Raw genomic sequence first — 25685 nt, forward strand, 5'->3', positions numbered from 1 at the left:
CCTACAATCTGGTGAGATATCAGATGATAAGAATGGCCTCAACGCTGAAGGGATACTGGCCTAACCAGCTCAGCTTCAGGGAATCGACAGCGTGGGTGATGAAACTGCTCTGGACACTTGAAGGCGCTTCGCCTGGGCGTATCCCGGAACTGGTAAAGGACGTAAGTTCGATAGCAGAGATGGTCAGACTACCGGGACGACGGGAGCGCTCGTTCCCAAGGGTGGTGAAAGAGAGACCCTATAAATATCCGACAGCCAGAAGAAAAAATGCCAGTCAGGCTTAACTGATCGGCATTAGGCCAATTGGCCCGTTTTTTTATGGAAGCATTTCTCAATAACGGCGCGATTGATCGCGCATCTGAACCGCGTTTACATGGTGCGATTCATCGTGCCGCGACAGCAGATGTAAAAAAGGAAGCTCATTAGCTTCCTTTTTTTGGGCCTTAGTAGACGTCACGCAGATAGCGCTTATCTTTCTTCAACTGGTCAATGTAAGCCGCTGCACGTTCGCTAGAGAGTCCACCAAACTGGCGCACCACTTCATACAGCGCTGCATCCACATCTTTCGCCATGCGCGAAGCATCGCCACAAACATAGAAGTACGCGCCATCCTGCAGCCAGGCATACAGCTCAGCGCCTTTTTCAAGCATACGATTCTGCACGTAGATCTTCTCTTCCTGATCGCGTGAGAATGCCAGGTCGAGATGTGTTAACAGACCGCTTTGCTGCCAGCCATTAAGCTCATCTTCATAAATGTAGTCGTGTTCCTGATGCTGATCGCCGAAAAACAGCCAGTTCTTACCTTCAGCGCCGGTTGACTGGCGTTCCTGCAGGAAGGCACGGAACGGGGCAATACCGGTGCCAGGGCCAACCATAATCAGCGGAGCATTGCCGTTAGCCGGCACGCGGAACGCTTTGTTTGGCGAAATAAAGATCGCTGGCTTCTCGCCACGGCGCACGCGCTCAGCCAGGTAGGTTGAACATACGCCTTTACGCTCACGGCCACCGCTGTGATAGCGCACGGAAGCAATCGTCAGGTGCACCTGATTCGGATGCGTTTTGGAGCTGGAAGAGATGGAGTACGCACGGTGCTGCAACGGACGCAGCATCGCCACGAACTCTGGTACAGACAGAGTGCGCTTCAGCTCAAGCTGCAGCAGATCCAGTGTGTCTTTGCCCCACAGCCAGTTAGCCAGAGTGTCTTTATCGTCGTGCTGCAATACGTGCAGCAGTTCCTGGTTGGCAGTGTGCTGGCCTACCCACTCAATCAGCTTGCGCGATGGCTCGGAGATCTCAAACTGATAGGTCAGCAGATCGCCGAGGTTACGATCAAAGCTTGGCACCGGAGTTTCATAGTCCGCTTTCAGTTCGCTCAACAGCAGGCTAACCAACTCAGCATCGTTCACTGGGATAACACCCAGCGCATCACCGGCTTCATACTTCAGACCGCTGTCGGTCAAATCGAATTCGAAGTGACGAATATCTTTCGCCGAAGATTCACCTGACAGACGTTTATTGGTTGCCAACGCCGCTGCGTAAGGGTTTTGCTTGTTGCTGCCAGGGATGACAGGGGCTTCTGGCGCGCTCTCTAATACCGTGCCACTGCTGCCCGCACTGGCGGCAAATTGTGGCATTGCATCGCCAATCCATGCACTCGACGGCTCTTCGAAGTCGATATCGCAGTCGATGCGGTCAAAGACGCGTTTTGCACCCAGCTGTTCCAGACGCATATCGAAGAATTTACCTGCTTGGCAGAAGCCATCGTAACCGGTATCACCAATCGCCAGGATGGCAAAGTGCATCTGCTCCAGGCGTGGCGCGGTGCTGGCAGAGAGTGCCTGCCAGAACAGCTGTGCGTTGTCCGGCATTTCGCCTTCACCGTAGGTGGAGGTGACAATCAGCACATGGCGCATGGTGGCGAACACATCCAGGTCCACTTCGCCCAATGCCTGCACCACCGGCACCAGACCTTTGGCACGCGCGGCTTTTGCGGCAGTTTGCGCCAGCGCTTCAGCATTGCCGGTCTGTGAACCGAACAGAATGTGCAGCTGAGTATTGGTGGCGCCACCGGCCGCAGGTGCCGTCTGCTTATCTTCTAATACCAACAGACGCGAGTGGAGACCGGCGAGAAAACCCGCCAGCCAGTATTTCTGTTCGCCGTTAAACGGCGCATCTTCAGGAATGTAAGGAATCTTCATGGATATCTGTACTCAAACCCGTCTCGTGATGTTCAGTCAATATACACACATTCATTGGTGCTGCTATCAGGAAAGTTTCCCGACAGCAGCGGCGATTTCTGGCAGCGCGGCGCGTGCAAACAGCTCTTCGAAATCAGGCAGATGGCCAAGCACCTCACGGTTGCGGGCATCCTGATAAATTATCCAGCCATAAGTCGCCAGGCTGTCCATGGAGCGAATGTTGCGTTGCGTTAATGCTGCTTTGTAATCGGACATACGTTTTGCTGCAATCAGACTCGCCAATTCGTCATCGCTGTAGCTTTCAATCGCTGAACGAGCATGACGTTGCAGTTTGCTCACCAGCGCGAAGTCTTCCGTCATCAGCAAATTGCGTACCGCTTTTTCAACCGCAGGGTCTTCAACGGCGGTGCCTTTTGGCAGTTTGCCGAGTGCAAGTTGCTGCGCAAAGCTCAGTACGGTGTAGTTGTTGAGCAACACGAACATTTCCGCTGTATCCGTCGCACCGTAAGCCGGTACGGCGCCATCCGCAATGGTTTTACCCGTGCGCCAGGCCGCTTTGAATTTGGCAACCTGATGTGCAGCCAGTGAGGTTGACAGCTCTTCCAACAGATCCTTACGTGATTTCGCTTTTAGGATCTCGCCACCATCTTGATACAGCAGCAGTGAACGCGGCATCACGTAGACAAAGTGGTGGCACTCGGTTTCCCAATTCTCCAGCAGCCAGGCTGCGCGCGGCGAGTTAGTGGCTTCCAGGTGCCAGTTCAGCATGGTCAGCACGGCTTGCTTGTGAACCTGCGCCAATTCATCTTCGTCAGCGATTGAACCGAAAAGCACGGAATCACCCGCTGCGTGTCCTGCCAGTGCGCCGTATGGATCGTACTGGTAAGCAAAGCCACCGCTCATGCCGTTGCCGAAACCTTTACCAAAGGTGCCGAGGTTCAGAATTGCGCCATTGGTCATGTATTCGCAGCAGAAATCGCCGACACCTTCGACGACTGCGGTTGCACCGGAGTTACGAACCGCGAAACGGTCGCCCGCCTGGCCTTGTACGAACAAACGGCCGCCGGTCGCACCAAACAGCGCGAAGTTACCGATCAGCACGTTGCCGTCGCTGTCTTGAGCGCCGCCACCCGGTGACATCACCACCAGCTCGCCACCGCACTGACCTTTACCTACGCCATCGTTACAGGTGCCGTAGTGCTTCATCTGCATACCATCGTTGCAGAAGGCACCGAATGACTGACCGGCAGAACCGCTGGTGTGGATATTCACCGTGCGCGGTGCCAGATAATGACGGCCGCGATCGTCTTTGAACACCGCTGGCAGTGCAGCACGTTGTTCAGCAGACAGTTCGTGGTTGAGCATGCGCTCGATGTCGATGGCCAACTGGCCGCCCACGCTCTTGTTACGGTTGTTCAGGGTAATGCCTGCGCCGAGCGCGATATCGCGGCTCGCCTGGTCGATCAGCTGTGTTTTCAGCTCTTCAACCCAGCCATCATCCAGCTCAAAATCTTTTTCCAGATAGACCGGCTTCGCGATTTTCTGCTCTGGCACCACGGTCAACATCGCACGCAGATCCAGCTTGCCGACTTCCAGTGGATGATCCATCAGGTGCAGCAGGTCAGAACGGCCACGTGCTTCGCGCAGTGAACGCAGGCCGAGGCGTGCGAGAAATTCACGCACTTCTTGCGCTACATTAACGAAGTACTGTGCCAGTTGACGCGGATCGCCATCAAAGGCTTCGGCGTTGGTGGTTAAACCGGCCGGGCATTTAACGTTACAGTTTTTCGCCATTACGCATTTCAGCATCATCAGCGCAGTGGTGCCGAACTCGAAGCTGTCGCCACCGAGCAGGGCAGATTTGATCACATCGCTACCGGTTTGTTGTGCACCGGAGCAACGCAGCTGCACTTTGTCACGCAGGCCATTCGCGCACAGCGCCTGATGCACTTCCGCGATACCGATTTCGGCAACGCGTCCAGTGTATTTCAGGCTGGTGACCGAGGCCGCACCAGTACCACCGGTGTTACCTGCCACGTTAATGACGTCTGCGCCAGCTTTTGCCACGCCCACAGCGATAGTACCGATGCCTTCTGAAGACACCAGTTTTACGATAACGCGCACGCGCGCTGCCTTACAGTCGTGGATCAGCTGCGCCAAATCCTCGATGGAGTAGGTATCGTGGTGCGGTGGGGGTGAAACCAACTCAACACCCGGCGTACCGCCACGCGCGGCGGCGATCTCCACGGTCACTTTCGGTGCAGGCAGCTGTCCGCCTTCACCTGGTTTCGCGCCCTGACCGATTTTGATCTCCAGCTCTTCCAGCATCGGATCGGCCAGATAAGCCGCCCACACGCCGAATCTGCCTGACGCCAGCTGCTTAATGCGTGACGCGCGGATGGTGCCGTGACGGGAATAGTGCTCGCCACCTTCACCACAGTTACTCATGCCGCCGACCATGTTAGTGCCGTGCGCTACCGCTTCATGTGCAGGTGCCACCAACGCACCGTGGCTCATCGCACCTGAGGCGAAAGTACGGGTAATTTCGTGTGCCGGTTGAATCTCTTCCAGCGGCAGCGAAGGCAGTGCGGTAAAGATCAGTGACAGATAATCTGCCGCTTTACCGTAAGCGGTGATGTGCAATACACCGCCGGCCACGCTGCTGCTTTCGATGTCGTCGCTAAAGCGGGTTTTCAGTGCACGTGCCAGCGCTTCCAGACGTTCATCTTCTGGCTTCAGGCCCGCGATGGAATCAATCAGGCGCAGCTCGAACTGGTTCAGGCTGCCTTCCACCGCTTCACACTTCAATCCACGGGTAGCAAAACCGTTGTTGACCAGTGAGTAACGGCCGAGTTTACGACCAAACTCCGCTTCGCTATCAACGTGGGTCAAATCACACGGCAGCGCGAGGATGTCACGCAGCGCAGCAGGACGACGTTTACGCTCGGCGTGCATCAGGCTAGAGAATTGACGGTAATCCGGCGTGATCGCCAGTGAGTCAATGACCTCGTTCGGGATGCGTTCGAAGCTACTGTCTTTGAATGCGTCAGCTTTAATGCTGAAGGCATTGTCCAGTTTGGCCAGCGTCATCAGACGGATGAAATTGTCCTCTTCGCGTGCTTTGTCCGCGAAGCGAATCGGCTGTTCCGTCATATCAATAAAGGTACGCACGGCGATGGTGCCGTAAGAGTGACCTGCACCTTCCGCACGCTCTTTGAACAAGCCGAGCAGTGGCACTTCTGCCTCGCCCTGGATTTTCAGCGCACTCTGATGCCAGTCAACCGCCATCTGAGCGATTGCCGGGAAGCCCGCGCCACCCACAGGGGTTTTGATATTCGGGAAGTACTTCTTCAGAACCGGATCGTCGGTATTCAGGAAGTTAGGTTCAAAGAATTCACCACAGCTGTAGCTCTCAACGGTACAGAGACCCACTTTACCCATGGTCTTCATCAAGGCTTTTTCGGCGGCTTTGGCATAGCGTTTGAAGGCTTTGTTACCTTCTTCGCCTTCGCCATATTTCTCTTCCGCGCGCATCTGTACGCCCAGCGGGTAAACCGCTGACGCACCAAAGCCTAAAGTGGCTGCAATGTGGTGAGAGGAGATACTCTGGCCGCTTTCTACCACCAGAGAAACATCCAGACGCAGACCTTCCTGCACCAAACGCTGGTTGATGGCAGAGACCATCAGCAGCATAGGAATCGCCGCGTGAGTTGAAGAGATGTGGCGGTCGGTGATTACCGCAATGCCGCCCTGCTGGCGTGCGAAATCCACGACCTGCTGTGCAAGATTATCAATGGCGTTTTCCAGCGCTTTGGCGTTGGCGGCACGGCTGACGATATCTTTGCCGATGACCGGCTCATACAGCATCTCGAAACGCGCATAAGGTGCGACGGTTTGCTCACGCAGACGCAGCATATCGAGGTGTGTCAGGATCGGCGTTGGCACGATAACCTGCTGACCTTTGCTGCGGCCAAGGTGCGGTTTTGCACCCAGTGCCACGCGCAGCGTCATGCCGTCCGCTTCGCGGATAGAATCCAGCGGCGGGTTGGTGACCTGAGCAAAGCGTTGTGAGAAGTAGTGCGCCATGCCGCCTTCGTGGTCGGACAGGCCATTGATGGCGTTGCCGTAACCCATCGCCGAGATCTTCTCAGCGCCGGTTTGCAGCATCGGGTCCATCATGAATTTGAAGCTTTCCTGGTTGTAGTAGTACGCCACAAAACGCTGATAGGTTTTGAGGTCGCCACGATAGCGAAGCGGTGAGCCCAGCTGCTCTGCCTGAATCTCCGGCAGATCGTGCAGGTCCACGCGAGCCGCGCTCAGCAGTGAAAGGTAATCTTTCTCTGCTGCCAGTTTTTCCAGCGCTTCCACCGTGGTGTAAGAGCGTTTTTCTTTGTGATCGTAATAGAGCATGCCGCCCGCTTCGATACGGCCACGACGCAGTACGCTTTCCGGTGGGAAGGCAATCTGACCCGCTTCTGACATCGCACCGATGTATTCAGCGGTTTCGACAGAACGCAATGGGCGCAGACCCAGGCGGTCAAGGCGTGCCCCGATCACTTCGCCATTACCGAAGATCAACGCTGCCGGGCCATCGTTCTTCTCTTCATACAGAGAGAAGTACTCCAGCATGGCGCGCACTTCATTTGACAGTGAGGTGTCGTTTTCCCACGCTGGTGGCATCATTGAGACGACGGCGTTGATCAGGTCGAGGTTATCTTCCATCAAACGGCTATGAATGCTTTGGTCCAGACGCGAGCTGTCGGACTGGCCTTTCGGACGCACGATTTTCTTACCGCGCGCCAGCATCAGCGCCGCTTCAGCGATACGGTTCTTACGGTCGGTGTTCAATTCACCATTGTGCGCCATCAGACGGAACGGCTGTGCCATGGTGGTGTGCGGATCGGTGTTGGTCGAGAAGCGGGTATGGAAGAACAGCCCGCGCACCTGATGATCGGCATCGGTCAAATCTTTGAAGTACGGAATCACTTCATTAGAGTTCAGGCGTGCTTTAAATACCTGAGTGCGTGAAGAGAGCGACAGCGGATAGAGACCGCCGAATTCGCTTTCAGTAAAGGCACGCGCTTCGATGTCCAGCAGCGCACGATAGATGTGGCGCTCGAACTCGAGTTGTTCGGTGACTTCCTGCGGAGCCGCAAAGATCCACTGCACAATCGGCAGCTGGAATTGCAGAGCGGCTGGACGCGTCACGCTGCCGTCCAGCGGCATATCACGCTTCATCAGCACAGGGAAGTTATGGGCAGCGAGGGTTTCTTCCACCAGACGCTCAGCGTTCGCGCGAAGCTCGGCATCTTTTGGCACGAAGAAGTTACCGACGCCAAAGCGACCGGCTTCCAGCGGTTGGCCGGTGACTTTACGGAAGAAGTTCAGAGAAAGGTCGACGTTGACACCTGCGCCATCGCCCACGCCCTCAGCAGACATGCCGCCACGGTGCGGTACCGTGCACAGTGCGCTATGGGCCATCTGCAGGATCTCATGGGTCTGCTCGCCGTCCTTACGGGTAATAAACCCAACACCACAGCTATCACTACCGGCTGAGGGATCATACAAACCATAGGGATGAGGTTTTTGAGTGGACATTGAGGGTCTCCTTAAACTGCTTTTGACATTACCTGCATTATTTCAAGCACAGAGCACCGCTGCGTGCTGTATCAAATTCGTTTTCGCCGCTTAAACGCGGACGTCGCAATACCGAGCAAAGGCTCTCAAGAGAGTATGGTCTCGTCCTTGATGAGCTGCTCTTACTTCCGGTCTCTTACGGGAGATAACTTGCATCCAGAGGGAGTTTCTTGCTGCATAGATATGCCGAGACACAGTCCCGACTGGAAAGCATCCAGCGGAATTCCAACTTATCGGGAAAGCGAACTCAGGTCAAATAGCCAGCTTTGTTGCGGTTAATCGGCTGTTTTACCAATTAACACTATGATTATGAACAATTTATTACGTAAATAACTGTCAATCTGACGATTCTGATTCCCCTATGAAGTGTGAGCCGTCTCACTGTGAGGTACGCCTCAGATATCTAATCAATGCTGAATAACTGCATTCCATCAGCATAAAATTCTGTTGGGGCGGTTTCACGCACAGCATGTATCTGTTTTTCTTATGGCGTCATATTTGAATCAAAATAGGGCTGTCATTAGTAAAATTAATCAAGCTGATTGTGAGTAAAATGGCGCTAAAGTTGAATGAATATGCAATAACAAGACGCAACCATCAGATGAAATGGCTGCCGGGAGGCGGAATAGCACGGGATGTGACAAAAGGGTCGCAAAAGCGCGGCCCTCCAGATTATTCAGTTGGCAGATTTAGTCAAGCGCTTTACGCATAACGACGCGAACATCGGCGAAAAGGCGCTGCGATGCACCATAATGAGGCAAAGTCAGCAGGCAATGACACGCTGAGTCGGCGCAGTGCCGCGATAATTACGCTATCATGAGCCAGATTTCGTTCAGGGAGCTCGTGATGAAACAGATTCGTCTTTTAGCGCAGTACTACGTTGATTTGATGGTCAAGCTTGGGCTGGTGCGTTTCTCACTACTGTTAGCTTCAGCACTGGTGGTGCTGGCGATGGTGGTGCAGATGGCGGTCACCATGGTACTGCGTGGCCATGTTGAGAGTATCGATGTGGTGCGATCGGTATTCTTTGGTCTCTTAATCACGCCCTGGGCCGTCTATTTTCTCTCGGTGGTGGTTGATCAGCTGGAAGAGTCTCGCCAGCGCCTGACAAAGCTGGTCGATAAGCTGGAAGAGATGCGCACACGCGATCTTGAACTTAATCAGCAAATGAAAGAGACCATCGCTCAGCTGAATCAGGAAATTAACGATCGTATCAAAGCGGAGCAGGCCCGCGAGCAGGTGATGGATAAACTGCGCGAAGAGATGGCGCGTCGTGAACAGGCGCAAATCGAGCTGGAACAGCAATCCTCTTTCTTACGCTCCTTCCTCGATGCCTCACCGGACTTGGTATTCTATCGCAACATCGACAAGCAGTTCTCGGGCTGTAACCGTGCGATGGAGTTGCTAACCGGCATGAGCGAGAAGCAACTGATTGGCCTGACGCCGCGCGACATTTACGATGAAGATGCCGCCTCCAAGGTGCTGGAGACGGATGAAAAGGTATTCCGCCATAACGTCTCCCTGACGTACGAACAGTGGCTGCAATATCCTGATGGGCGCAAAGCCTGCTTCGAAATCCGCAAAGTGCCGTATTACGATCGCGTCGGTAAACGCAGCGGCCTGATGGGCTTTGGTCGCGATATTACTGAGCGTAAGCGTTATCAGGACGCGCTGGAGAATGCCAGCCGTGAGAAGACCACCTTTATTTCAACCATCAGCCATGAACTGCGTACGCCGCTGAATGGCATTGTCGGCTTGAGCCGCATTCTGCTGGACACCGATCTCAATCAGGAACAACTGAAGTACCTGAAAACCATCCATGTCTCGGCCATCACGCTTGGCAACATCTTTAATGACGTGATTGAAGTGGACAAAATTGAGCGCCGCAAAGTGCAGCTGGATAATCAGCCACTCGACTTCACCGGTTTCCTGGCCGATCTGGAAAACCTCTCCGGGTTACTGGCGCAGCCGAAAGGACTGAAGTTCGTGATGGCGCCAGAGCTGCCATTGCCGCACATCATCTCTGCTGACGGCACGCGCCTGCGTCAAATTTTATGGAACCTGATCGGTAACGCGGTGAAATTCACCCAGCAGGGTGAGATTGTGGTGCGGGTCGCCTATCACCAGGACGAAACGCTGCGCTTTGAAGTGCAGGATTCTGGCATGGGAATTCCGCAGGAAGAGCAGGACAAGATCTTCGCCATGTATTACCAGGTAAAAGATCAGCACGGCGGAAAACCCGCCACCGGTACCGGTATTGGTTTGGCGGTTTCTCGGCGTCTGGCACAGGCGATGGGCGGCGATATTAGCGTGAGTAGTGCGCCGGGGCAGGGCTCATGCTTTGTGGTCGAGATAAATGCACCTCGTGTGGCCGATGAGGTGGAAGACGAAGATCTCGACGACAGCATGCCACTGCCGGCGCTGCACGTATTACTGGTTGAAGATATTGAACTGAACGTCATTGTGGCGCGCTCGGTACTGGAGAAACTGGGATGCAGTGTGGAAGTGGCGATGACCGGCACTGAAGCGCTGGCGATGTTTGATCCGCAGGAATTTGATCTGGTGTTGCTGGATATTCAACTGCCGGATATGACCGGACTGGATGTGTCGCGCGCTATTCACCAACGCCATGCTGGCATGGCGCTGCCGCCGCTGGTGGCACTGACCGCCAACGTGCTGAAAGATAAAAAAGAGTATCTCGACGCCGGTATGGATGATGTGCTGAGTAAACCGCTGGCGGTGCCGGCCTTAACGGCGATGATTAAAAAGTTCTGGGATTACCAGGGCGAACCGGAAGAAGAGATTCAGACGTCCTCAGACGTACACTCGCGCATGCTGCTCGATGTGGAGATGCTGGAACAGTATATCGAATTGGTCGGCCCAGGATTGATTACACAAAGCCTGACGATGTTTGAACAGATGATGCCGGGCTATCTCGACGTGCTGGATTCCAACATGATGGCGCGCGATCAAAAAGGGATTGCGGAAGAAGGGCATAAAATTAAGGGTGCTGCGGGCTCAGTAGGACTGTTGCATCTGCAGAAACTGGCGAAACAGATACAGTCACCGGAACTGCCAGCATGGTGGGACAACGTGCAGGAGTGGATCGACGAATTAAAACATGAGTGGCTGCATGACGTTAACGTGTTACGCGAGTGGGTAGCTGAAAGGGAAAAATCTTCGGACGCCAGAAAAAAATGACCCCAGTCGAAACTGGGGTGCGCGAATACTGCGCCAACACCAGGGAAATGGGTACTGCTGCTATCGTTAGAAGTCGAATAGATCAGCAACAGTATGGTATTGGTTAACGCTTCGAAATCACCTTAACAAATTCGCCAACGCTTGTGACAAGATTCATTAAATTGTGTGAAGTTGAGCAGCGATTAAATACAGAAAACATTAAATTGCTGACACAGTCAAGCAAGGAATTAATTTCTTTGCCGTATTGCACTATTTTTGACCAATTGTTCTGCTTTTTGCCTGAATTTCCTTCAGCCTGAAGCAGGAAAAGCCTGACAGCTGCACTGAAATTCCTAATCAGTCGAAAAATCAGAGTTGATTGAACTTAACATGCTGATATTAGGTAACAAATAAGGTAGTTCTGGTGGGTTATCCAAAACGTTTTGGAAACCCTCTGCTGAAAGTTCCAGTTTAAGGTTTTGCGGTGCAATGTAAACCAAACGGAAGGCTAAATCCTTTACCATTGTCAGGGCTAATCATGATGATGTTGACGCGATTTCAGCCACGTTTATTGAAACGGCTGCGCTCATCAGTGCGCTTATTCAAACGCTTTGAAATTTTATTGTTAAGTATTGTGAAAGTTTAAACGTGATCTTTATCACTTTGTATGAAGTATCCGATTGTAAGGGTTTAGCTGGGTTTTTCACCATGGAACCGATTCCCTCATAATGGAAGTGCTTGATGTGATTGGCTCTAATAGAGGAACGATGATGACGCAGGTAATAACTTCATCTCTAACTTTCACGGGATAAGCGGTAAAGTTTTGCCCAGGATTACAGGTAATCAAAATTGTGACCGGGGTGATTGATTAATGCAGGGAACAGGTAAGAGAAAATTGCATGAGTAAGAGTAAAGGGAAAATGGGGCAACGCCTTAAAGTGCTGATTGCTAAAGTGCTGCTTGCGTGGTTGGGAATTTGGCTGGCAGGCATCGTGATCTTTGCCTTTTTACCAGTGCCGTTTTCTGCGGTGATGGTGGAGCGTCAACTGGGCGCCTGGTTCAGTGGTCGGTTCGACTATGTGGCGCACTCCGATTGGGTCAGCATGGATGAGATTTCTCCGTGGATGGCGCTGGCCGTGATCGCTTCTGAAGATCAAAAATTTCCGGAGCACTGGGGCTTTGATGTCGATGCGATACAAAAAGTATTGGATAACGATGGCTCAGAACAGATGCGTGGTGCCTCAACGCTGTCGCAGCAGACCGCAAAAAACCTGTTCTTATGGGATGGCCGCAGCTGGGTGCGAAAAGGGCTGGAAGCCGGTTTAACCGTTGGACTCGAAACCGTGTGGACCAAACGCCGCATTCTGACGGTATATTTGAATATTGCGGAGTTTGGCAACGGCGTGTTTGGTGTGGAAGAGGCTTCACAGCGCTACTTCCACAAACCAGCCAGTCGTCTGACGATTTCTGAAGCGGCGCTGCTGGCGGCGGTACTACCAAACCCGATTCGCTTCCGCGCTGATGCACCTTCCGGGTATATACGAATGCGCCAGCAGTGGATAATACGCCAGATGCGTCAGTTAGGTGGGGAAGGTTTCCTCGCGCGTTACAAATTGCATTAACAGCAATTAGTCTTCGTCAAACCCGGCTTCAAACAGCTCAATCACCGCAGCCAGCGCCTCGACTTCCTGCGGACCGCTGGCTTCAATCTCGATATGGCCGCCTTTCGCGGAGTCGAGCATCAACAGCGCAATCACGCTGCTGGCTTCGGCTTCCGTACCGGCTTCATTGCGCAGTAGTACCTCTGCGTCAAAACTCTGCACCAACTCGAACAGTTTCATTGCCGGGCGCGCATGCATGCCCAGCTTATTGCGAATCTCAACGACTTGCTTCACGGTCATGATTTACGTTTTTCCAGAGTGCGATGACGAGACTGCACATTTTTGCCGCGTGAACGGAAGTAATCTGCCAGCTGTTCGGCGATGTAAACCGAACGGTGTTTACCCCCGGTACAGCCAATCGCGACCGTTAGATAGCTGCGGTTGTTGGTTTCCAGCATCGGCAACCACAGCTCCAGATAGCTGCGCGTCTGGTAAATGAAGTTATGTACTTCAGTGTGGCGGTCGAGGAAAGCCGCAACAGGACGATCAAGCCCGGTCATCGGACGCAGCTTGGGATCCCAGTGCGGGTTTGGCAGGAAACGCACATCGAAGACGTAATCGGCATCAATGGGAATGCCGTGTTTGAAGCCGAAGGACTCAAACACCATGGTCAGCTCACGCTCACGTTTTCCTGACAGGCGCGTACGCAGCATTTCAGCCAACTCATGGACCGACATTTCGGAAGTATCAATGATCAGGTCTGCCCGCGAACGCAAAGGCTCAAGCAGGTCACTCTCTTCATCAATCGCGCTTTCCAGTGACAGGTTTTTACTGGAGAGCGGATGGATGCGGCGAGTATCGCTGTAACGCCGTATCAGCGTGTTGCGATCGGCGTCCAGGAACAGTAACTGTGGTGAAAACGAATCCGGCAGATTGTTGAGCGCCGTTTCAAACACCTCCGGCGATTCAGGCATGTTGCGCACATCAATGCTGACGGCCGCCGAAATATTGCGCTCTGTTAGGGTGTTCGCTAATTCCGGTAGCAGCACCACGGGTAGATTATCGACACAGTAAAATCCCATGTCTTCCAGGGCACGCAGTGCGACCGATTTTCCTGAGCCTGACCGACCGCTAACGATCATCAGCACCATCACATTTCTCCCGTTTTAAACCGACGAATAGGCCGGTAAATGTGTCTGTCGCTTAAGAGTGTTCTTCCTGAGCTTCTGTGATAATGGCATAGAGTTCTTCATCACTCTGTGCCGCACGCAAACGGCGGCAGACGGTTTTGTCTGCCAGACGTTTAGCGACCAGCGACAGCGTATGCAAATGGGTTTTGCACTGGTCTGCAGGCACCAGCAGAGCAAACAGCAGATCAACCGGCTGATTGTCCACGGCGTCAAAGGCGATCGGTTGGTCGAGGCTGATAAATACGCCAACGGCGCGCAGCGTATCCTCCTCCAGCTTGCCATGCGGAATGGCGATACCGTTGCCAATGCCAGTACTGCCCATACGTTCGCGAGTCAGAATGGCTTCAAATAGTGTCTGGTGCGGCAGATTGAGCTGCTTCGCTGCCAGCTCGCTGATAATTTCCAGCGCGCGTTTTTTACTCTGGCAGTGTACGCCGCTACGGGTACAGTCCAGTGAGAGGACCGAGCTCAATTCCAGTGTCAGATCGTTGTTCATCATCGTTTCACTTGCGAGTTCACATAGCCGCAAGGTTAACGCCATTCATAGCACAATGGCGAGTCTCCCGTTGGCGCTTGCGCAGATGACAAAACGGGGCGGTTAACCCGCCCCATTTGCGCTCTGAGTGCCGAATCGGTCAGCACTCTGCAAGCATGAAGGTTAGTGTTTTTTCAGTTTGTCTTTGTGTTTGGTCAGCTGACGGGAAAGCTTGTCGATTAACCCGTCGATGGCCGCGTACATGTCTTCCGCTTCCCCTGTGGCGTGCAGCTCTCCGCCGTTGACGTGCAGTGTTGCTTCCGCAATCTGCGTCACCTTCTCCACTTTCAGAACAATATAAACCTGATTGATACGATCAAAGTAGTGTTCCAGTTTGGCAAATTTGCTATTTACAAATTCGCGCAGCGGTTCAGTGATTTCAACATTCAGTCCGGTCAGGTTTAGCTGCATAGGTCTTCCTTCTTCGTTCGGTCAAACCAACTGCTTACGCTGGTTTGATGGCGGTATAGATAAAGACTCGCGATATTTAGCAACCGTACGTCGCGCCACCATGATGCCCTGATCGGATAACATGGAGGTGAGTTTGCTGTCGCTCAAGGGTTTTGCGGGGTTCTCCGCGGAGATCAATTTCTTCACCAGGGCACGGATAGCCGTGGAAGAGGCTTCGCCACCGCCTTCGGTATTCACATGGCTGGAGAAAAAATATTTTAATTCAAAGATGCCACGCGGGCTGTGCAGGTACTTTTGCGTGGTCACACGGGAAATGGTGGATTCATGCATGTCCACGGCCTGGGCGATATCTGCCAGCACCATCGGCCGCATGTATTCCTCGCCCTGTTCAAAGAACGCCTGCTGCTGCTCGACAATACAACGCGTCACTTTGAGCAGTGTGTCGTTGCGGCTTTCGAGGCTTTTAATCAGCCATTTGGCTTCCTGCAAATTACTGCGAATGAATTGGCTGTCGCTGTCGTTACGTGCGGAACCGCCCATCGCGGCGTAATGTTGATTGATCTTCAGGCGCGGCAAGCTGTCTGAATTCAATTCAACGGTCCAGCGCTTACTGGTTTTACGCACCAGTACATCAGGAATCACATACTCGGGTTCGCTGGTGTTGATCGATTGGCCGGGACGGGGATCGAGTGACTGAATCAGCAGCATCGCGTCTTTCAGCACTTCTTCCTTGAGGCGTGTTACACGCATCAGGCTGCGAAAATCGTGGTTGGCCAGCAGATCCAGATGTTCACTGACGATCAACCGCGCTTCTGCCAGCATTGGCGCATCGGCAGCGTATTGTGAAAGTTGCACCAGCAAGCAGTCACGTAGATCACGTGCACCGACACCGACAGGATCAAAGCGCTGAACACGCTTCAGCACCGCTTCAACCTCTTCCAGCGTCAGCTCTTCATCACCAATGCTGTCGCAGATGTCCTGGACGGAAACGGTGAGATAGCCCGTGTCATCAATGGCGTCGACAATTGAAGTGGCAATCGCGCGGTCGGTATCCGTAAACGGCGTGAGCTCCACTTGCCACATCAGGTAGTCCTGCAGTGACTGGGTGGTTTCACCTTGATAAACCGGCAGCTCATCATCCTGGTAATCGGTACCCGTGCCAGAAGGCGTTCCCGCGGTGTAGATTTCATCCCAGGTGGCGTCGAGTGGAAGCTCCTCGGGCATCTCTTTCTGTTCGAGGGCTTCACGTGTGTCTAACGAGTCGCTCTCCTGATGCTCACGTGAATCGACTTCTTCATGCAGATCGGTTTGCTCAAGCAGCGGATTGCTTTCCAGCGCCAGTTGCAGTTCCTGCTGGAGTTCAAGCGTAGAGAGTTGCAGCAGACGAATGGCCTGCTGCAACTGTGGGGTCATCGCCAGCTGTTGGCTGAGCCTGAGTTGCAAACCTTGCTTCATAATTCTGCTTGAATTTCCTAAGCAAATGTCGTGAATAACGACACCTTATCAGAGTCTGAACTCTTCGCCCAAATAAACCCGTTTAACCTGCTCATCTGCAAGAATTTCATCCGGCGTGCCATGCGCGATCAGATGTCCCTGGCTCACGATGTAAGCACGTTCGCACACCGCAAGCGTTTCACGCACGTTGTGATCGGTGATCAACACGCCAAGGCCGCTATCGCGTAGGTGTTCGATGATTTTTTTGATATCGATGACTGAGATCGGGTCAACACCGGCAAATGGTTCATCCAGCAGGATAAATTTGGGGTTGGCTGCCAGAGCGCGAGCGATTTCAACACGGCGGCGTTCACCACCGGAAAGCGCCTGCCCCATGCTGTCACGCAGATGCTCAATGTGGAACTCTTCCATCAACTCATTGGCACGATCCTGACGCTGCTCTTCCGTTAAATCATCGCGGATTTGCAACACCGCCATCAGATTGTCGAACACGCTTAGACGGCGGAAGATTGACGCTTCCTGCGGCAGATAGCCAATGCCCCGGCGCGCTCGCGCATGCAGCGGCAGAATACTGATATCTTCGTCATCGATCACGATGCGGCCTGCATCACGCGGCACAATCCCGACAACCATATAGAATGTGGTGGTCTTGCCGGCACCGTTTGGACCCAGCAGGCCGACAATCTCGCCAGATTTTACCTGCAGGCTGACATCTTCCACCACGCGGCGGCCTTTATAGGCTTTCGCCAGGTTTTCAGCGACTAATGTGGCCATAGCGATCAGTTACTCTTTTTAGGGCTCGTGGACGAGCCGTTTTTGTCCTGCAACTGCGACGGCACCAGTACGGTGGTGACGCGTTTGCTTTCGCCCTGGCTAAAGGCCTGCATTTTCTGCTCTTTCACCAGGTAAGTGATGCGATCGCCTTTGATGTTGCTGTCCAGCTGCTGAATGAAGGCATTGCCCGTCAGTTCAACGAAATCGTTCGCCAGCTCATAATGCAGTTTTGAGGCGTGGCCCTGCACGGGTTTGCCGTTATCCTGCATCTGGTAGAAAGTGGCGGGAGCGCCGTAGGCATCCACGATAGTTTTTTTACTGTCGCCACCTGGACGTGTGACCACCACTTTGTCAGCGGTGATTTTGATTGAACCCTGGGTCACAATGACATTGCCGGTAAAGGTCGCTACGTTGCCTTGCAGATCCAGCGCCTGATTCACCGAATCAATATTAACGGGTTTGTCAGAGTCTCCCGTCAGGGCCAGCGCGGGCAGGCTGGTCGCCAGTAAGGCGCTTACCAACAACAACTTAAGGCTGTTTTTGTTCATTTTGGATTTCATAGGAAGTTTTGACCTTTTCAAGCAGCTGGGCATTCTTGGTTCGTAAATTGCCGCGCATCTTCATGCCAGTGGAATTAAAACTGCGGCCAAATAGGGTGACTTGATCGTCAGATGTCACATCCTGGGTGACCAGATTAACCTGAGCCGTATCGGTAATAATGCGCTCAAGTTGAGAATCCTGGGTCAGGGTATTCACTTCGACGTGACCATATAGATACAGCATACGATCTTTGGTCAGCTTTGCCTTATCGGCACGTATAGTCCAGGTGGGCACTTTATTTTCATCATACGTGGTTGCAACCGGATTATCGAACCAGCTCACCTCATCTGCCGCAAAGTAAGTCACTTTATCCGAGATCAGTTTGTACGCCAGCGCGCCCGTGGGGTTGTACACCACAGAATGGGACTTCTCGCTGGTATAGGTTGGCTCCTGGCTATTGGTCGCCACCGGCGCTTCGCTATCGTCCTGGTTGGTGAGATTCCAGCCGATCAGCACCAGGGCGATCAAGGCCAAAATCAGCGTTATCCAACGCCTGCTCTTACTCATACTGATTGCCCTTTGGCATCCTCAAATTTGTTCTGCGCCATCAAAATCAGATCGCAGAGTTCACGTACCGCACCACGGCCACCGGCAATACGGGTGACGTAGTGTGCACGAGGTAATAACACGGGGTGGGCATCGGCGACGGCCACACTCAAACCGGCCTCCGCCATCACAGGCCAGTCGATCAAATCATCGCCGATGTAAGCCACTTGTTCAGCAGATAATGACAGTTTATCCAGGAGTTCACGCCACGCCAAAAGCTTATCTGATTGTCCCTGATAAAGATGCGTAATGCCGAGCGTCTGGCAACGATCTTCCAGCAGCTTCGCTTTGCGGCCAGTAATAATAGCCACTTCGATATCAGAGGTCAGCAGGCAGCGAATACCATAGCCATCACGGACGTTAAAGGCTTTCAATTCTTCGCCGTTGTTGCCCATGTAAATCACGCCGTCAGACATCACACCGTCGACATCGCAAATCAGCAGGCGAATCCGCGCCGCCCGCGCCATTACCTCGGCACTCACCGGGCCATAGCAGGTATCGATCATCGTGGTTTCAACACTCATTATTTGTTCCTGTTCAAACTACGCCAGCGCGCAGCATGTCATGCATATGTACCACACCGAGCAGACGATCGTCATCGGCGACCAGCACCGCAGTGATGTTTTTGTTTTGCATCAGATTCAGTGCGTCGACAGCCAGCATATTCGGGCGCACGCGAATCCCGCCGCGCGTCATCACATCCTGAATGCTGGCTGACTGGAAATCGATACCCATATCGAAGATGCGGCGTAAGTCGCCATCAGTGAAAATGCCTTCGATTTTCATCAGGTCGTCAACAATCACCGTCAGGCCGAGGTTTTTGCGCGTGATTTCCAGCAATGCATCCCGCAGCGACGCATCGCGGCTGACGTGTGGGATCTCGTCACCACTGTGCATGATATCGCTCACGTGTAGCAGCAGTTTGCGGCCCAGTGCGCCACCGGGATGCGAGAGCGCAAAGTCTTCCTGAGTAAAGCCGCGTGCTTCCAGCAGGGCAACTGCCAGTGCATCGCCCATCACCAGCGTGGCGGTAGTACTGGAGGTCGGTGCCAGACCAAGCGGGCACGCTTCCTGTGGAACCTTCACGCATAAATGCACGTCAGCGGCACGCCCCATGGCACTCTCCGGACGGCTGGTGAGGCAAATCAACGGCACTTTCTGTCGCTTGAGGACCGGGATGAGCGCCAGAATTTCGTTCGATTCGCCACTATTAGAGATAGCGATCACCACGTCGTTAGCTGTCACCATGCCGAGGTCACCATGGCTCGCTTCGCCAGGGTGAACAAAGAACGAAGACGTGCCGGTACTGGCAAAAGTCGCTGCCATTTTTGCACCAATATGACCGGATTTGCCCATGCCCATCACCACCACTTTTCCACGGCAGGCAATGATCATTTCGCAGGCGCGGCTAAAGTCGGCATTAATATACTGATCGAGCTGCTCCAGCCCTTCGCGTTCGATGCGCAGTACCGCTTTACCTGCCTGTTGGTAATCAAAAACCGGTTGCTGATGTGACATGGTCAGTCCGTCCTTAATAACTTGTGATGAGCGCAGGGCTGAGCCACAGCCACAGAACCCACGCAATAAATCCCGATAACAAAAGAGAGCCCGCTACGCGGCCAATCCGGCGTTTGCGTAACAGGCAAAGTAGGGCGAACAGCACGCTGACACCTAGCATCACCCAGTAATCTCGTGCGAAAGCGTGTGCATCAACGCTGCCGGGGTGCACCAGCGCGGGCAGGCCCAGCACAATGGCCAGATTAAAGATATTAGCGCCAATCAGGTTACCGATAGCGATATCGTCTTCACCTTTCAATGCACCCGCCAATACGGTAGCCAGTTCAGGCAGGCTGGTGCCGACGGCAATCAACGTCAGACCCATGACCAGCTCGCTGACACCAAAATAGTCGGCAAACACGGTGGCATTATCGATCACCATCCGCGTTGACATCGGCAGAATAATCAGCGCCACCGCCAGCCACAGAAAGGCCACGGTATTGCCAGCTTCATCGCGCGGCAGTTCAGCCAATTGTTCGCGCGTTAACGTATCGTTGTTATCCCGCTCTGCGCGGCGGGCGATGCGAATGGCGATCAGCAGATAACCTAAAGCAATCAGCAGCAGCGCGATGCCATCAAGTCGACTAAGGTGATTATCAAACAACATGATGCCACTCAGCAGTGAGACCAGCAGCATCAGGGGGAGTTCGCGCCGAATCAGATTGGAGTGCACTGTCAATGGATGCAAAAGTGCGGCACCGCCGAGGATCAGCAGAATATTGGTAATGTTTGAGCCCAGCGCCGTCCCTACAGCTAAATCCATTTGCCCATGCTGCGCCGCAGAAAAAGAAACGATCAGTTCGGGTAACGATGTGCCAATGCTTACCACTGTCATACCGATGATCAGCGGAGGAATGCCGAAGGATCGACACAGGATCGCGGCACTGAAAACCAGACGGTCAGCACCGTAAGCCAGTAAAATCAATCCAATAAACAGCAGGGCAGTGGCTACGAACATGAAAAATCCTTGATGGATAGGTGTGTCGGCAAACCTTGTCCGACAGGTAAATACATTGCGCGCGCGGAAACAGGCGCTGATTTTGACTGTCTGAGAGGCAAAAGTAAATTTTAAGGCCGTTTTCGCCACACCTGACGGGTAAGTTTCTGTAAAACTATCGTGCATTGTGGTCTACCAGGCTACCATCCACGACTTTGATTACGCCCGATCCGCATAAAGAGGTAACGATGATCCAGCAAAAAACGAATCTGGTTGAGGTTCGTGGCGTCAGCTTCACTCGCGGAGACCGCGTCATCTTTGATGACATTTCGCTTACCGTGCCAGCGGGTAAAGTGACTGCTATTATGGGGCCATCCGGGATTGGAAAAACCACGCTGCTGCGCCTGATTGGTGGTCAGTTGCAACCGGATAAAGGGGAAATTTGGTTCCGTGACCAGAATATCCCAGCGCTTTCCCGCACTAAATTGTATGAAGTGCGAAAAAAAATGAGCATGTTGTTCCAGTCGGGTGCACTTTTTACCGATCTTAACGTCTTTGATAACGTTGCCTGGCCGTTGCGTGAGCACACACAATTACCGCCGGAATTGCTGCACAGCACGGTGATGATGAAGCTGGAAGCAGTCGGCCTGCGCGGTGCAGCTAAACTGATGCCGGCCGAGCTTTCTGGTGGCATGGCGCGCCGTGCCGCACTGGCGCGCGCGATTGCGCTGGAGCCGGACCTGATCATGTTCGATGAGCCCTTTGTCGGCCAGGATCCGATTACCATGGGCGTGCTGGTGAAATTGATCGATGAATTGAACCACTCGTTAGGTGTGACCTGCATTGTGGTTTCACACGATGTGCCAGAGGTCTTGAGCATTGCTGACCATGCCTATATTGTTGCCGGTCAAAAGATTATTGCCCAGGGCAGTGCGCCGGAGTTGCGGGAAAATCCCGATCCGCGCGTGCGCCAGTTTATTGAGGGTCATGCGGACGGTCCAGTGCCATTCCGCTTCGCTGCCGGGGATTACCTCAGCGATTTGACTCGTGCAGGGAGAACGTAAACTGATGTTGCTAAAGGCGCTGGCGTCACTTGGACGTCAGGGAATTAATACTTGCGCGGCGTTTGGCCGTGCAGGCCTGATGCTGTTTCATGCGCTGGTGGGTAAACCTGCCTTCCGCCGCCACGCGCCACTGCTGGTAAAACAGCTGTACAGCGTGGGTGTGCTGTCGCTGCTGATCATTGTGGTCTCGGGTTTATTCATTGGTATGGTGCTGGGCCTGCAGGGTTATCTGGTGCTGACGACCTACAGCGCTGAAACCAGTCTCGGCATGCTGGTGGCCTTGTCGCTGCTGCGCGAACTGGGTCCCGTGGTCACGGCATTGCTGTTTGCAGGACGCGCGGGTTCAGCCCTGACGGCAGAAATTGGTTTGATGAAAGCCACCGAACAGCTCTCCAGCATGGAAATGATGGCCGTTGATCCGCTGCGTCGCGTGGTTTCGCCGCGCTTCTGGGCAGGGTTTATCAGCATGCCGCTGCTAGCCTTGATCTTTACGGCAGTCGGTATTGCCGGTGGGGCGTTGGTGGGCGTGGGCTGGAAAGGCATCGATCCGGGCTTCTTCTGGTCAGCGATGCAAAATGCCGTGGATTTTCGCACCGATGTCATCAACTGCATCATTAAAAGCGCAGTCTTTGCCGTGACGGTAACCTGGATTGCGCTGTTCAATGGCTATGATGCCATCCCGACCTCGGAAGGGATTAGTCGGGCGACAACGCGTACCGTAGTGCATGCTTCACTGGCGGTACTCGGTTTGGACTTTGTGCTGACAGCACTGATGTTTGGGAATTGATGCAATGCAAAGCAAGAAAAACGAAATCTGGGTTGGCGTCTTCATGCTGGCAGCACTGTTGGCACTGTTATTCCTCAGCCTGCGCGTGGCCGATCTCAAGTCACTTGGCACCGAACCGACATGGAAGCTGTATGCCACTTTCGATAATATTGGCGGCCTAAAAGTCAGCTCACCGGTGAAAATTGGTGGTGTGGTGATTGGTCGAGTAACGGATATTTCGCTGGATGATAAAACGCTGTCACCGCGTGTCACCATGGACATCAGCGATCAGTATGCTGACAAAATCCCGGACACCAGCTCGCTGGCCATTCGCACGCAAGGTCTGCTGGGTGAACAGTTCCTCGCACTGAATTTAGGCTTTGACGATCCAGAACTGGGTTCGGCAATGCTGAAAGATGGCGGCACGTTGCGTGACACCAAATCCGCGATGGTGCTGGAAGATTTGATCGGCCAGTTCCTCTACAAGAGCGGCGATAACAAAAACGATAATCAAAAGCAGGGCACCGAGAGTGCGCCTGCTCCGGCAGCACCTGCTACAACGGAATAGAGAGGTAAAACACGATGTTCAAACGTTTCCTGATGATTGCCATGCTGGCGATTGTGCCGCTGGCGGCCAATGCAGCGGATCAGAGCGATCCTTATAAATTAATGAATGAAGCGGCGGCGAAGACCTTCACCCGCCTGAAAAACGAGCAACCTAAAATCAAGCAGGATCCTAACTATCTGCGTGAGGTGGTGCGTCAGGAGTTGCTGCCGTATGTACAGATCAAGTACGCGGGTGCGCTGGTGCTGGGCCGCTATTATCGTGAGGCTACTCCGGCACAGCGTGACGCTTACTTTGCGGCATTTGGCGATTATCTGGCTCAGGCCTATGGCCAGGCGCTGGCGTTGTACCACGGCCAAACCTACCAGATTCAGCAATCGCAGCCGATTGGCGATGCTAACATCGTGGCGATTCGCGTGACTATTTTGGATCCGAACGGCCGTCCGCCTGTGCGCCTTGATTTCCAATGGCGCAAGAACAGCCAGACCGGCAACTGGCAGGCCTATGATATGGTGGCTGAAGGCATCAGCATGATCACGACCAAACAAAATGAGTGGAGTGATTTGCTGCGTACTAAGGGCATTGATGGTCTGACCGCGCAGTTGAAAACTTACGCAGCGCAGCCTATCACTCTGGATAAACAGTAAGCATGAGCGAACCGTTACGCTGGCAGCGCAATGCCAGCACGCTATCTTTAAGCGGCATGTTGGATCGCGATACCCTGCTGTCATTGTGGCATGAACGTGAAACCGCCATGGTGGATATCGCGACCATTGATGTCGCGGCGCTGGAGCGCGTGGATTCAGCGGGACTGGCTTTGTTAGTCCACCTGCGCGAGATCGCGCGGGCACAAGGTAGCACGCCACTTTTCACCGGTATCAACGACAAACTCCAGTCATTAATTGCGCTGTATAACCTGCAGCAGATTATTGTTTCTGCGGAAAAAATCGCCTGATAACGTAGTCATCGCCAAAAGCCCCTGATTTATTCAGGGGCTTTTGCGTATTTAAGAGTCAGGCGCTTTCCTCTAAGATATCCGCCTTATTATTATTAAGTGAAGCAAAGAGCGATGGAAAATAGTGAAGTTCAGGCCGTGCTGATGCAGGCGCTGCCATTAGATGAAGTACATGTTCTCAGCAACGACGGCAGTCATTTTCAGGTGATCGCGGTGGGTGAGATGTTCGGTGAACTGAGTCGTGTGAAAAAACAGCAGGCTGTTTATGCGCCGCTGATGGAATACATTGCGGATAACCGTATTCATGCGGTTTCCATCAAAACTTATACCCCAACCGAGTGGGCGCGCGACCGTAAACTCAACGGTTTCTAAGCGCCTCACAGGTTGTTTTGTTGATAGATAATTGAGAGCCGTTAATGGACAAATTTCGTGTGCAAGGCCCCACCCGTTTAAGTGGTGAAGTGACCATTTCCGGGGCGAAGAATGCTGCGCTGCCAATTCTGTTTGCTGCGCTGCTGGCAGAAGAGCCGGTAGAGATTCAGAACGTGCCGAAGCTGCGTGATATCGATACCACCATGAAGCTGCTAAATTTGCTGGGTGCGCGCGTTGAGCGTAATGGTTCGGTTCACGTTGATGCTCGCGAAGTTAATGTCTTCAGCGCACCGTATGATCTGGTGAAAACCATGCGTGCCTCGATTTGGGCACTGGGTCCGCTGGTGGCGCGTTTTGGTCAGGGTCAGGTTTCATTGCCAGGCGGCTGTGCTATTGGTGCACGTCCGGTTGATCTGCACATCACTGGCCTTGAGCAACTGGGTGCGGAAATTAAACTGGAAGAAGGTTACGTCAAAGCTTCCGTTAATGGCCGCCTGAAAGGCGCGCATATCGTCATGGACAAAGTCAGCGTTGGCGCGACCGTGACCATCATGAGTGCGGCAACGCTTGCCACTGGCACGACCATTATTGAAAACGCCGCGCGTGAGCCGGAAATTGTCGATACGGCAAACTTCCTCAACACGCTGGGCGCAAAAATCAGCGGTGCAGGCACAGATAAAATTACCATCGAAGGCGTAGAACGTCTGGGTGGCGGTGTGTATCGCGTTCTGCCGGATCGTATCGAAACCGGTACCTTCCTTGTCGCTGCTGCGATTTCCCGCGGTAAAGTGGTGTGCCATAAAGCCCAGCCCGATACGCTGGATGCGGTACTCGCAAAACTGCGTGATGCGGGTGCCGAGATTGAAACCGGTGAAGACTGGATCAGCCTCGATATGCACGGTAAGCGCCCTAAGGCAGTTAACGTCCGTACTGCACCACACCCAGGTTTTCCAACCGACATGCAGGCACAGTTCACCTTGCTGAACATGGTGGCGGAAGGCACAGGCGTGATCACCGAAACCATCTTCGAAAACCGTTTCATGCACATCCCTGAGCTGATTCGTATGGGCGGTCACGCGGAAATCGAAAGCAACACTGCGATTTGCCACGGTGTTGAGACGCTGTCAGGTGCACAAGTGATGGCAACCGACCTGCGCGCCTCTGCGAGCCTGGTACTGGCCGGTTGCATCGCGGAAGGCACCACCATTGTGGACCGTATTTATCATATCGACCGTGGCTATGAGCACATCGAAGATAAACTGAAGGCCATGGGTGCCAATATCGAGCGCGTCAGCGGCGAATAACGCTGACTCAACGTTTGATGATAACCAGTCACGATAAC

General features: G+C 53.4%; 22 protein-coding genes and 1 pseudogene. 10 read left to right on the forward strand and 13 right to left on the reverse strand.

From position 1 onward, the window contains the following. Positions 1–284, forward strand: a pseudogene (locus FD737_RS23980) (IS4 family transposase); the annotation flags it as partial. Between the two features lie 159 nt (positions 285–443). Here the strand turns inward: FD737_RS23980 and FD737_RS20575 are convergent. Next, complete coding sequence (locus tag FD737_RS20575; RefSeq protein ID WP_160834441.1) at positions 444–2198, reverse strand: sulfite reductase subunit alpha; 1755 nt, start codon at positions 2196–2198, stop codon at positions 444–446. A 66-nt stretch (positions 2199–2264) separates the two neighbouring features. After that, positions 2265–7796: a glutamate synthase-related protein gene (locus tag FD737_RS20580; protein WP_160834442.1), complete on the reverse strand. Its 5532-nt coding sequence runs from the start codon at positions 7794–7796 to the stop codon at positions 2265–2267. Positions 7797–8681: 885 nt separating this feature from the next. Here FD737_RS20580 and arcB point away from each other — a divergent pair. Both arcB and mtgA read left to right on the forward strand, forming a co-directional pair. After that, complete coding sequence (arcB, locus tag FD737_RS20585) at positions 8682–11036, forward strand: aerobic respiration two-component sensor histidine kinase ArcB (RefSeq protein WP_058962133.1); 2355 nt, start codon at positions 8682–8684, stop codon at positions 11034–11036. A gap of 878 nt (positions 11037–11914) precedes the next feature. Continuing rightward, positions 11915–12637: a monofunctional biosynthetic peptidoglycan transglycosylase gene (mtgA, locus tag FD737_RS20590; protein ID WP_058962132.1), complete on the forward strand. Its 723-nt coding sequence runs from the start codon at positions 11915–11917 to the stop codon at positions 12635–12637. A gap of 6 nt (positions 12638–12643) precedes the next feature. Here mtgA and npr read toward each other — a convergent pair whose 3' ends face one another. From npr to FD737_RS20645, 11 genes are all read right to left on the reverse strand, one after another. Further along, entirely contained in the window at positions 12644–12916 is a 273-nt protein-coding gene (gene npr, locus FD737_RS20595) for a PTS phosphocarrier protein NPr (protein WP_034826632.1), read from the reverse strand. Beyond that, positions 12913–13767 carry an RNase adapter RapZ gene (gene rapZ / locus FD737_RS20600; protein WP_038649498.1) on the reverse strand — a complete coding sequence of 285 codons (855 nt, stop codon included), beginning with the start codon at positions 13765–13767 and terminating at the stop codon, positions 12913–12915. Before rapZ ends, npr begins: the two co-directional genes overlap by 4 nt. Positions 13768–13819: 52 nt before the next feature. After that, on the reverse strand, positions 13820–14302 hold the full coding sequence (gene ptsN / locus FD737_RS20605; protein WP_176505766.1) for a PTS IIA-like nitrogen regulatory protein PtsN: 483 nt from the start codon (positions 14300–14302) through the stop codon (positions 13820–13822). A gap of 162 nt (positions 14303–14464) precedes the next feature. Beyond that, complete coding sequence (gene hpf / locus FD737_RS20610) at positions 14465–14752, reverse strand: ribosome hibernation promoting factor (protein WP_034826627.1); 288 nt, start codon at positions 14750–14752, stop codon at positions 14465–14467. Positions 14753–14773: 21 nt separating this feature from the next. Further along, positions 14774–16207, reverse strand: coding sequence for an RNA polymerase factor sigma-54 (gene rpoN / locus FD737_RS20615; RefSeq protein ID WP_034826625.1), 1434 nt, complete (start codon positions 16205–16207; stop codon positions 14774–14776). Between the two features lie 48 nt (positions 16208–16255). After that, positions 16256–16981, reverse strand: coding sequence for an LPS export ABC transporter ATP-binding protein (gene lptB, locus FD737_RS20620; RefSeq protein WP_034826621.1), 726 nt, complete (start codon positions 16979–16981; stop codon positions 16256–16258). Positions 16982–16986: 5 nt separating this feature from the next. Then, the gene (lptA, locus tag FD737_RS20625; RefSeq protein ID WP_034826619.1) at positions 16987–17541 is read right to left on the reverse strand and encodes a lipopolysaccharide ABC transporter substrate-binding protein LptA; all 555 of its coding nucleotides are present in this window, start codon (positions 17539–17541) and stop codon (positions 16987–16989) included. Then, complete coding sequence (lptC, locus tag FD737_RS20630) at positions 17510–18088, reverse strand: LPS export ABC transporter periplasmic protein LptC (RefSeq protein WP_034826617.1); 579 nt, start codon at positions 18086–18088, stop codon at positions 17510–17512. The genes lptA and lptC overlap by 32 nt, the downstream gene beginning before the upstream one ends. Next, positions 18085–18651, reverse strand: coding sequence for a 3-deoxy-manno-octulosonate-8-phosphatase KdsC (kdsC, locus tag FD737_RS20635; protein WP_058962130.1), 567 nt, complete (start codon positions 18649–18651; stop codon positions 18085–18087). Before kdsC ends, lptC begins: the two co-directional genes overlap by 4 nt. 13 nt (positions 18652–18664) lie before the next feature. Beyond that, positions 18665–19645 (reverse strand): arabinose-5-phosphate isomerase KdsD, encoded by a 981-nt coding sequence (kdsD, locus tag FD737_RS20640; RefSeq protein WP_034826612.1) that lies wholly within the window; start codon positions 19643–19645, stop codon positions 18665–18667. A 13-nt stretch (positions 19646–19658) separates the two neighbouring features. Further along, a complete protein-coding gene (locus FD737_RS20645) occupies positions 19659–20642 on the reverse strand; it encodes a calcium/sodium antiporter (RefSeq protein WP_034826610.1) in 984 nt (327 codons plus the stop codon). 227 nt (positions 20643–20869) lie between these two features. On the opposite strand from FD737_RS20645, the gene mlaF reads away from it, so the two are divergent. From mlaF to murA, 7 genes are all read left to right on the forward strand, one after another. Further along, positions 20870–21685, forward strand: coding sequence for a phospholipid ABC transporter ATP-binding protein MlaF (gene mlaF, locus FD737_RS20650; protein ID WP_034826608.1), 816 nt, complete (start codon positions 20870–20872; stop codon positions 21683–21685). A gap of 4 nt (positions 21686–21689) precedes the next feature. Further along, a complete protein-coding gene (gene mlaE, locus FD737_RS20655) occupies positions 21690–22472 on the forward strand; it encodes a lipid asymmetry maintenance ABC transporter permease subunit MlaE (RefSeq protein ID WP_034826606.1) in 783 nt (260 codons plus the stop codon). A gap of 4 nt (positions 22473–22476) precedes the next feature. Beyond that, positions 22477–23019: an outer membrane lipid asymmetry maintenance protein MlaD gene (gene mlaD, locus FD737_RS20660; RefSeq protein WP_034826604.1), complete on the forward strand. Its 543-nt coding sequence runs from the start codon at positions 22477–22479 to the stop codon at positions 23017–23019. Between the two features lie 14 nt (positions 23020–23033). Beyond that, positions 23034–23663, forward strand: a complete 630-nt coding sequence (gene mlaC, locus FD737_RS20665; RefSeq protein ID WP_097118192.1) for a phospholipid-binding protein MlaC — start codon at positions 23034–23036, stop codon at positions 23661–23663. 2 nt (positions 23664–23665) lie between these two features. Beyond that, complete coding sequence (gene mlaB / locus FD737_RS20670; protein WP_034826600.1) at positions 23666–23971, forward strand: lipid asymmetry maintenance protein MlaB; 306 nt, start codon at positions 23666–23668, stop codon at positions 23969–23971. Between the two features lie 114 nt (positions 23972–24085). After that, positions 24086–24343 carry a BolA family iron metabolism protein IbaG gene (ibaG, locus tag FD737_RS20675; protein WP_034826599.1) on the forward strand — a complete coding sequence of 86 codons (258 nt, stop codon included), beginning with the start codon at positions 24086–24088 and terminating at the stop codon, positions 24341–24343. 44 nt (positions 24344–24387) lie between these two features. Then, the gene (gene murA, locus FD737_RS20680) at positions 24388–25647 is read left to right on the forward strand and encodes a UDP-N-acetylglucosamine 1-carboxyvinyltransferase (protein WP_058962128.1); all 1260 of its coding nucleotides are present in this window, start codon (positions 24388–24390) and stop codon (positions 25645–25647) included. Positions 25648–25685 lie beyond the last annotated feature (38 nt).

Origin of the sequence: Pantoea sp. Seng, from assembly GCF_009829935.1 — a bacterium.
In the GTDB taxonomy this organism is placed as follows: domain Bacteria; phylum Pseudomonadota; class Gammaproteobacteria; order Enterobacterales; family Enterobacteriaceae; genus Pantoea; species Pantoea communis.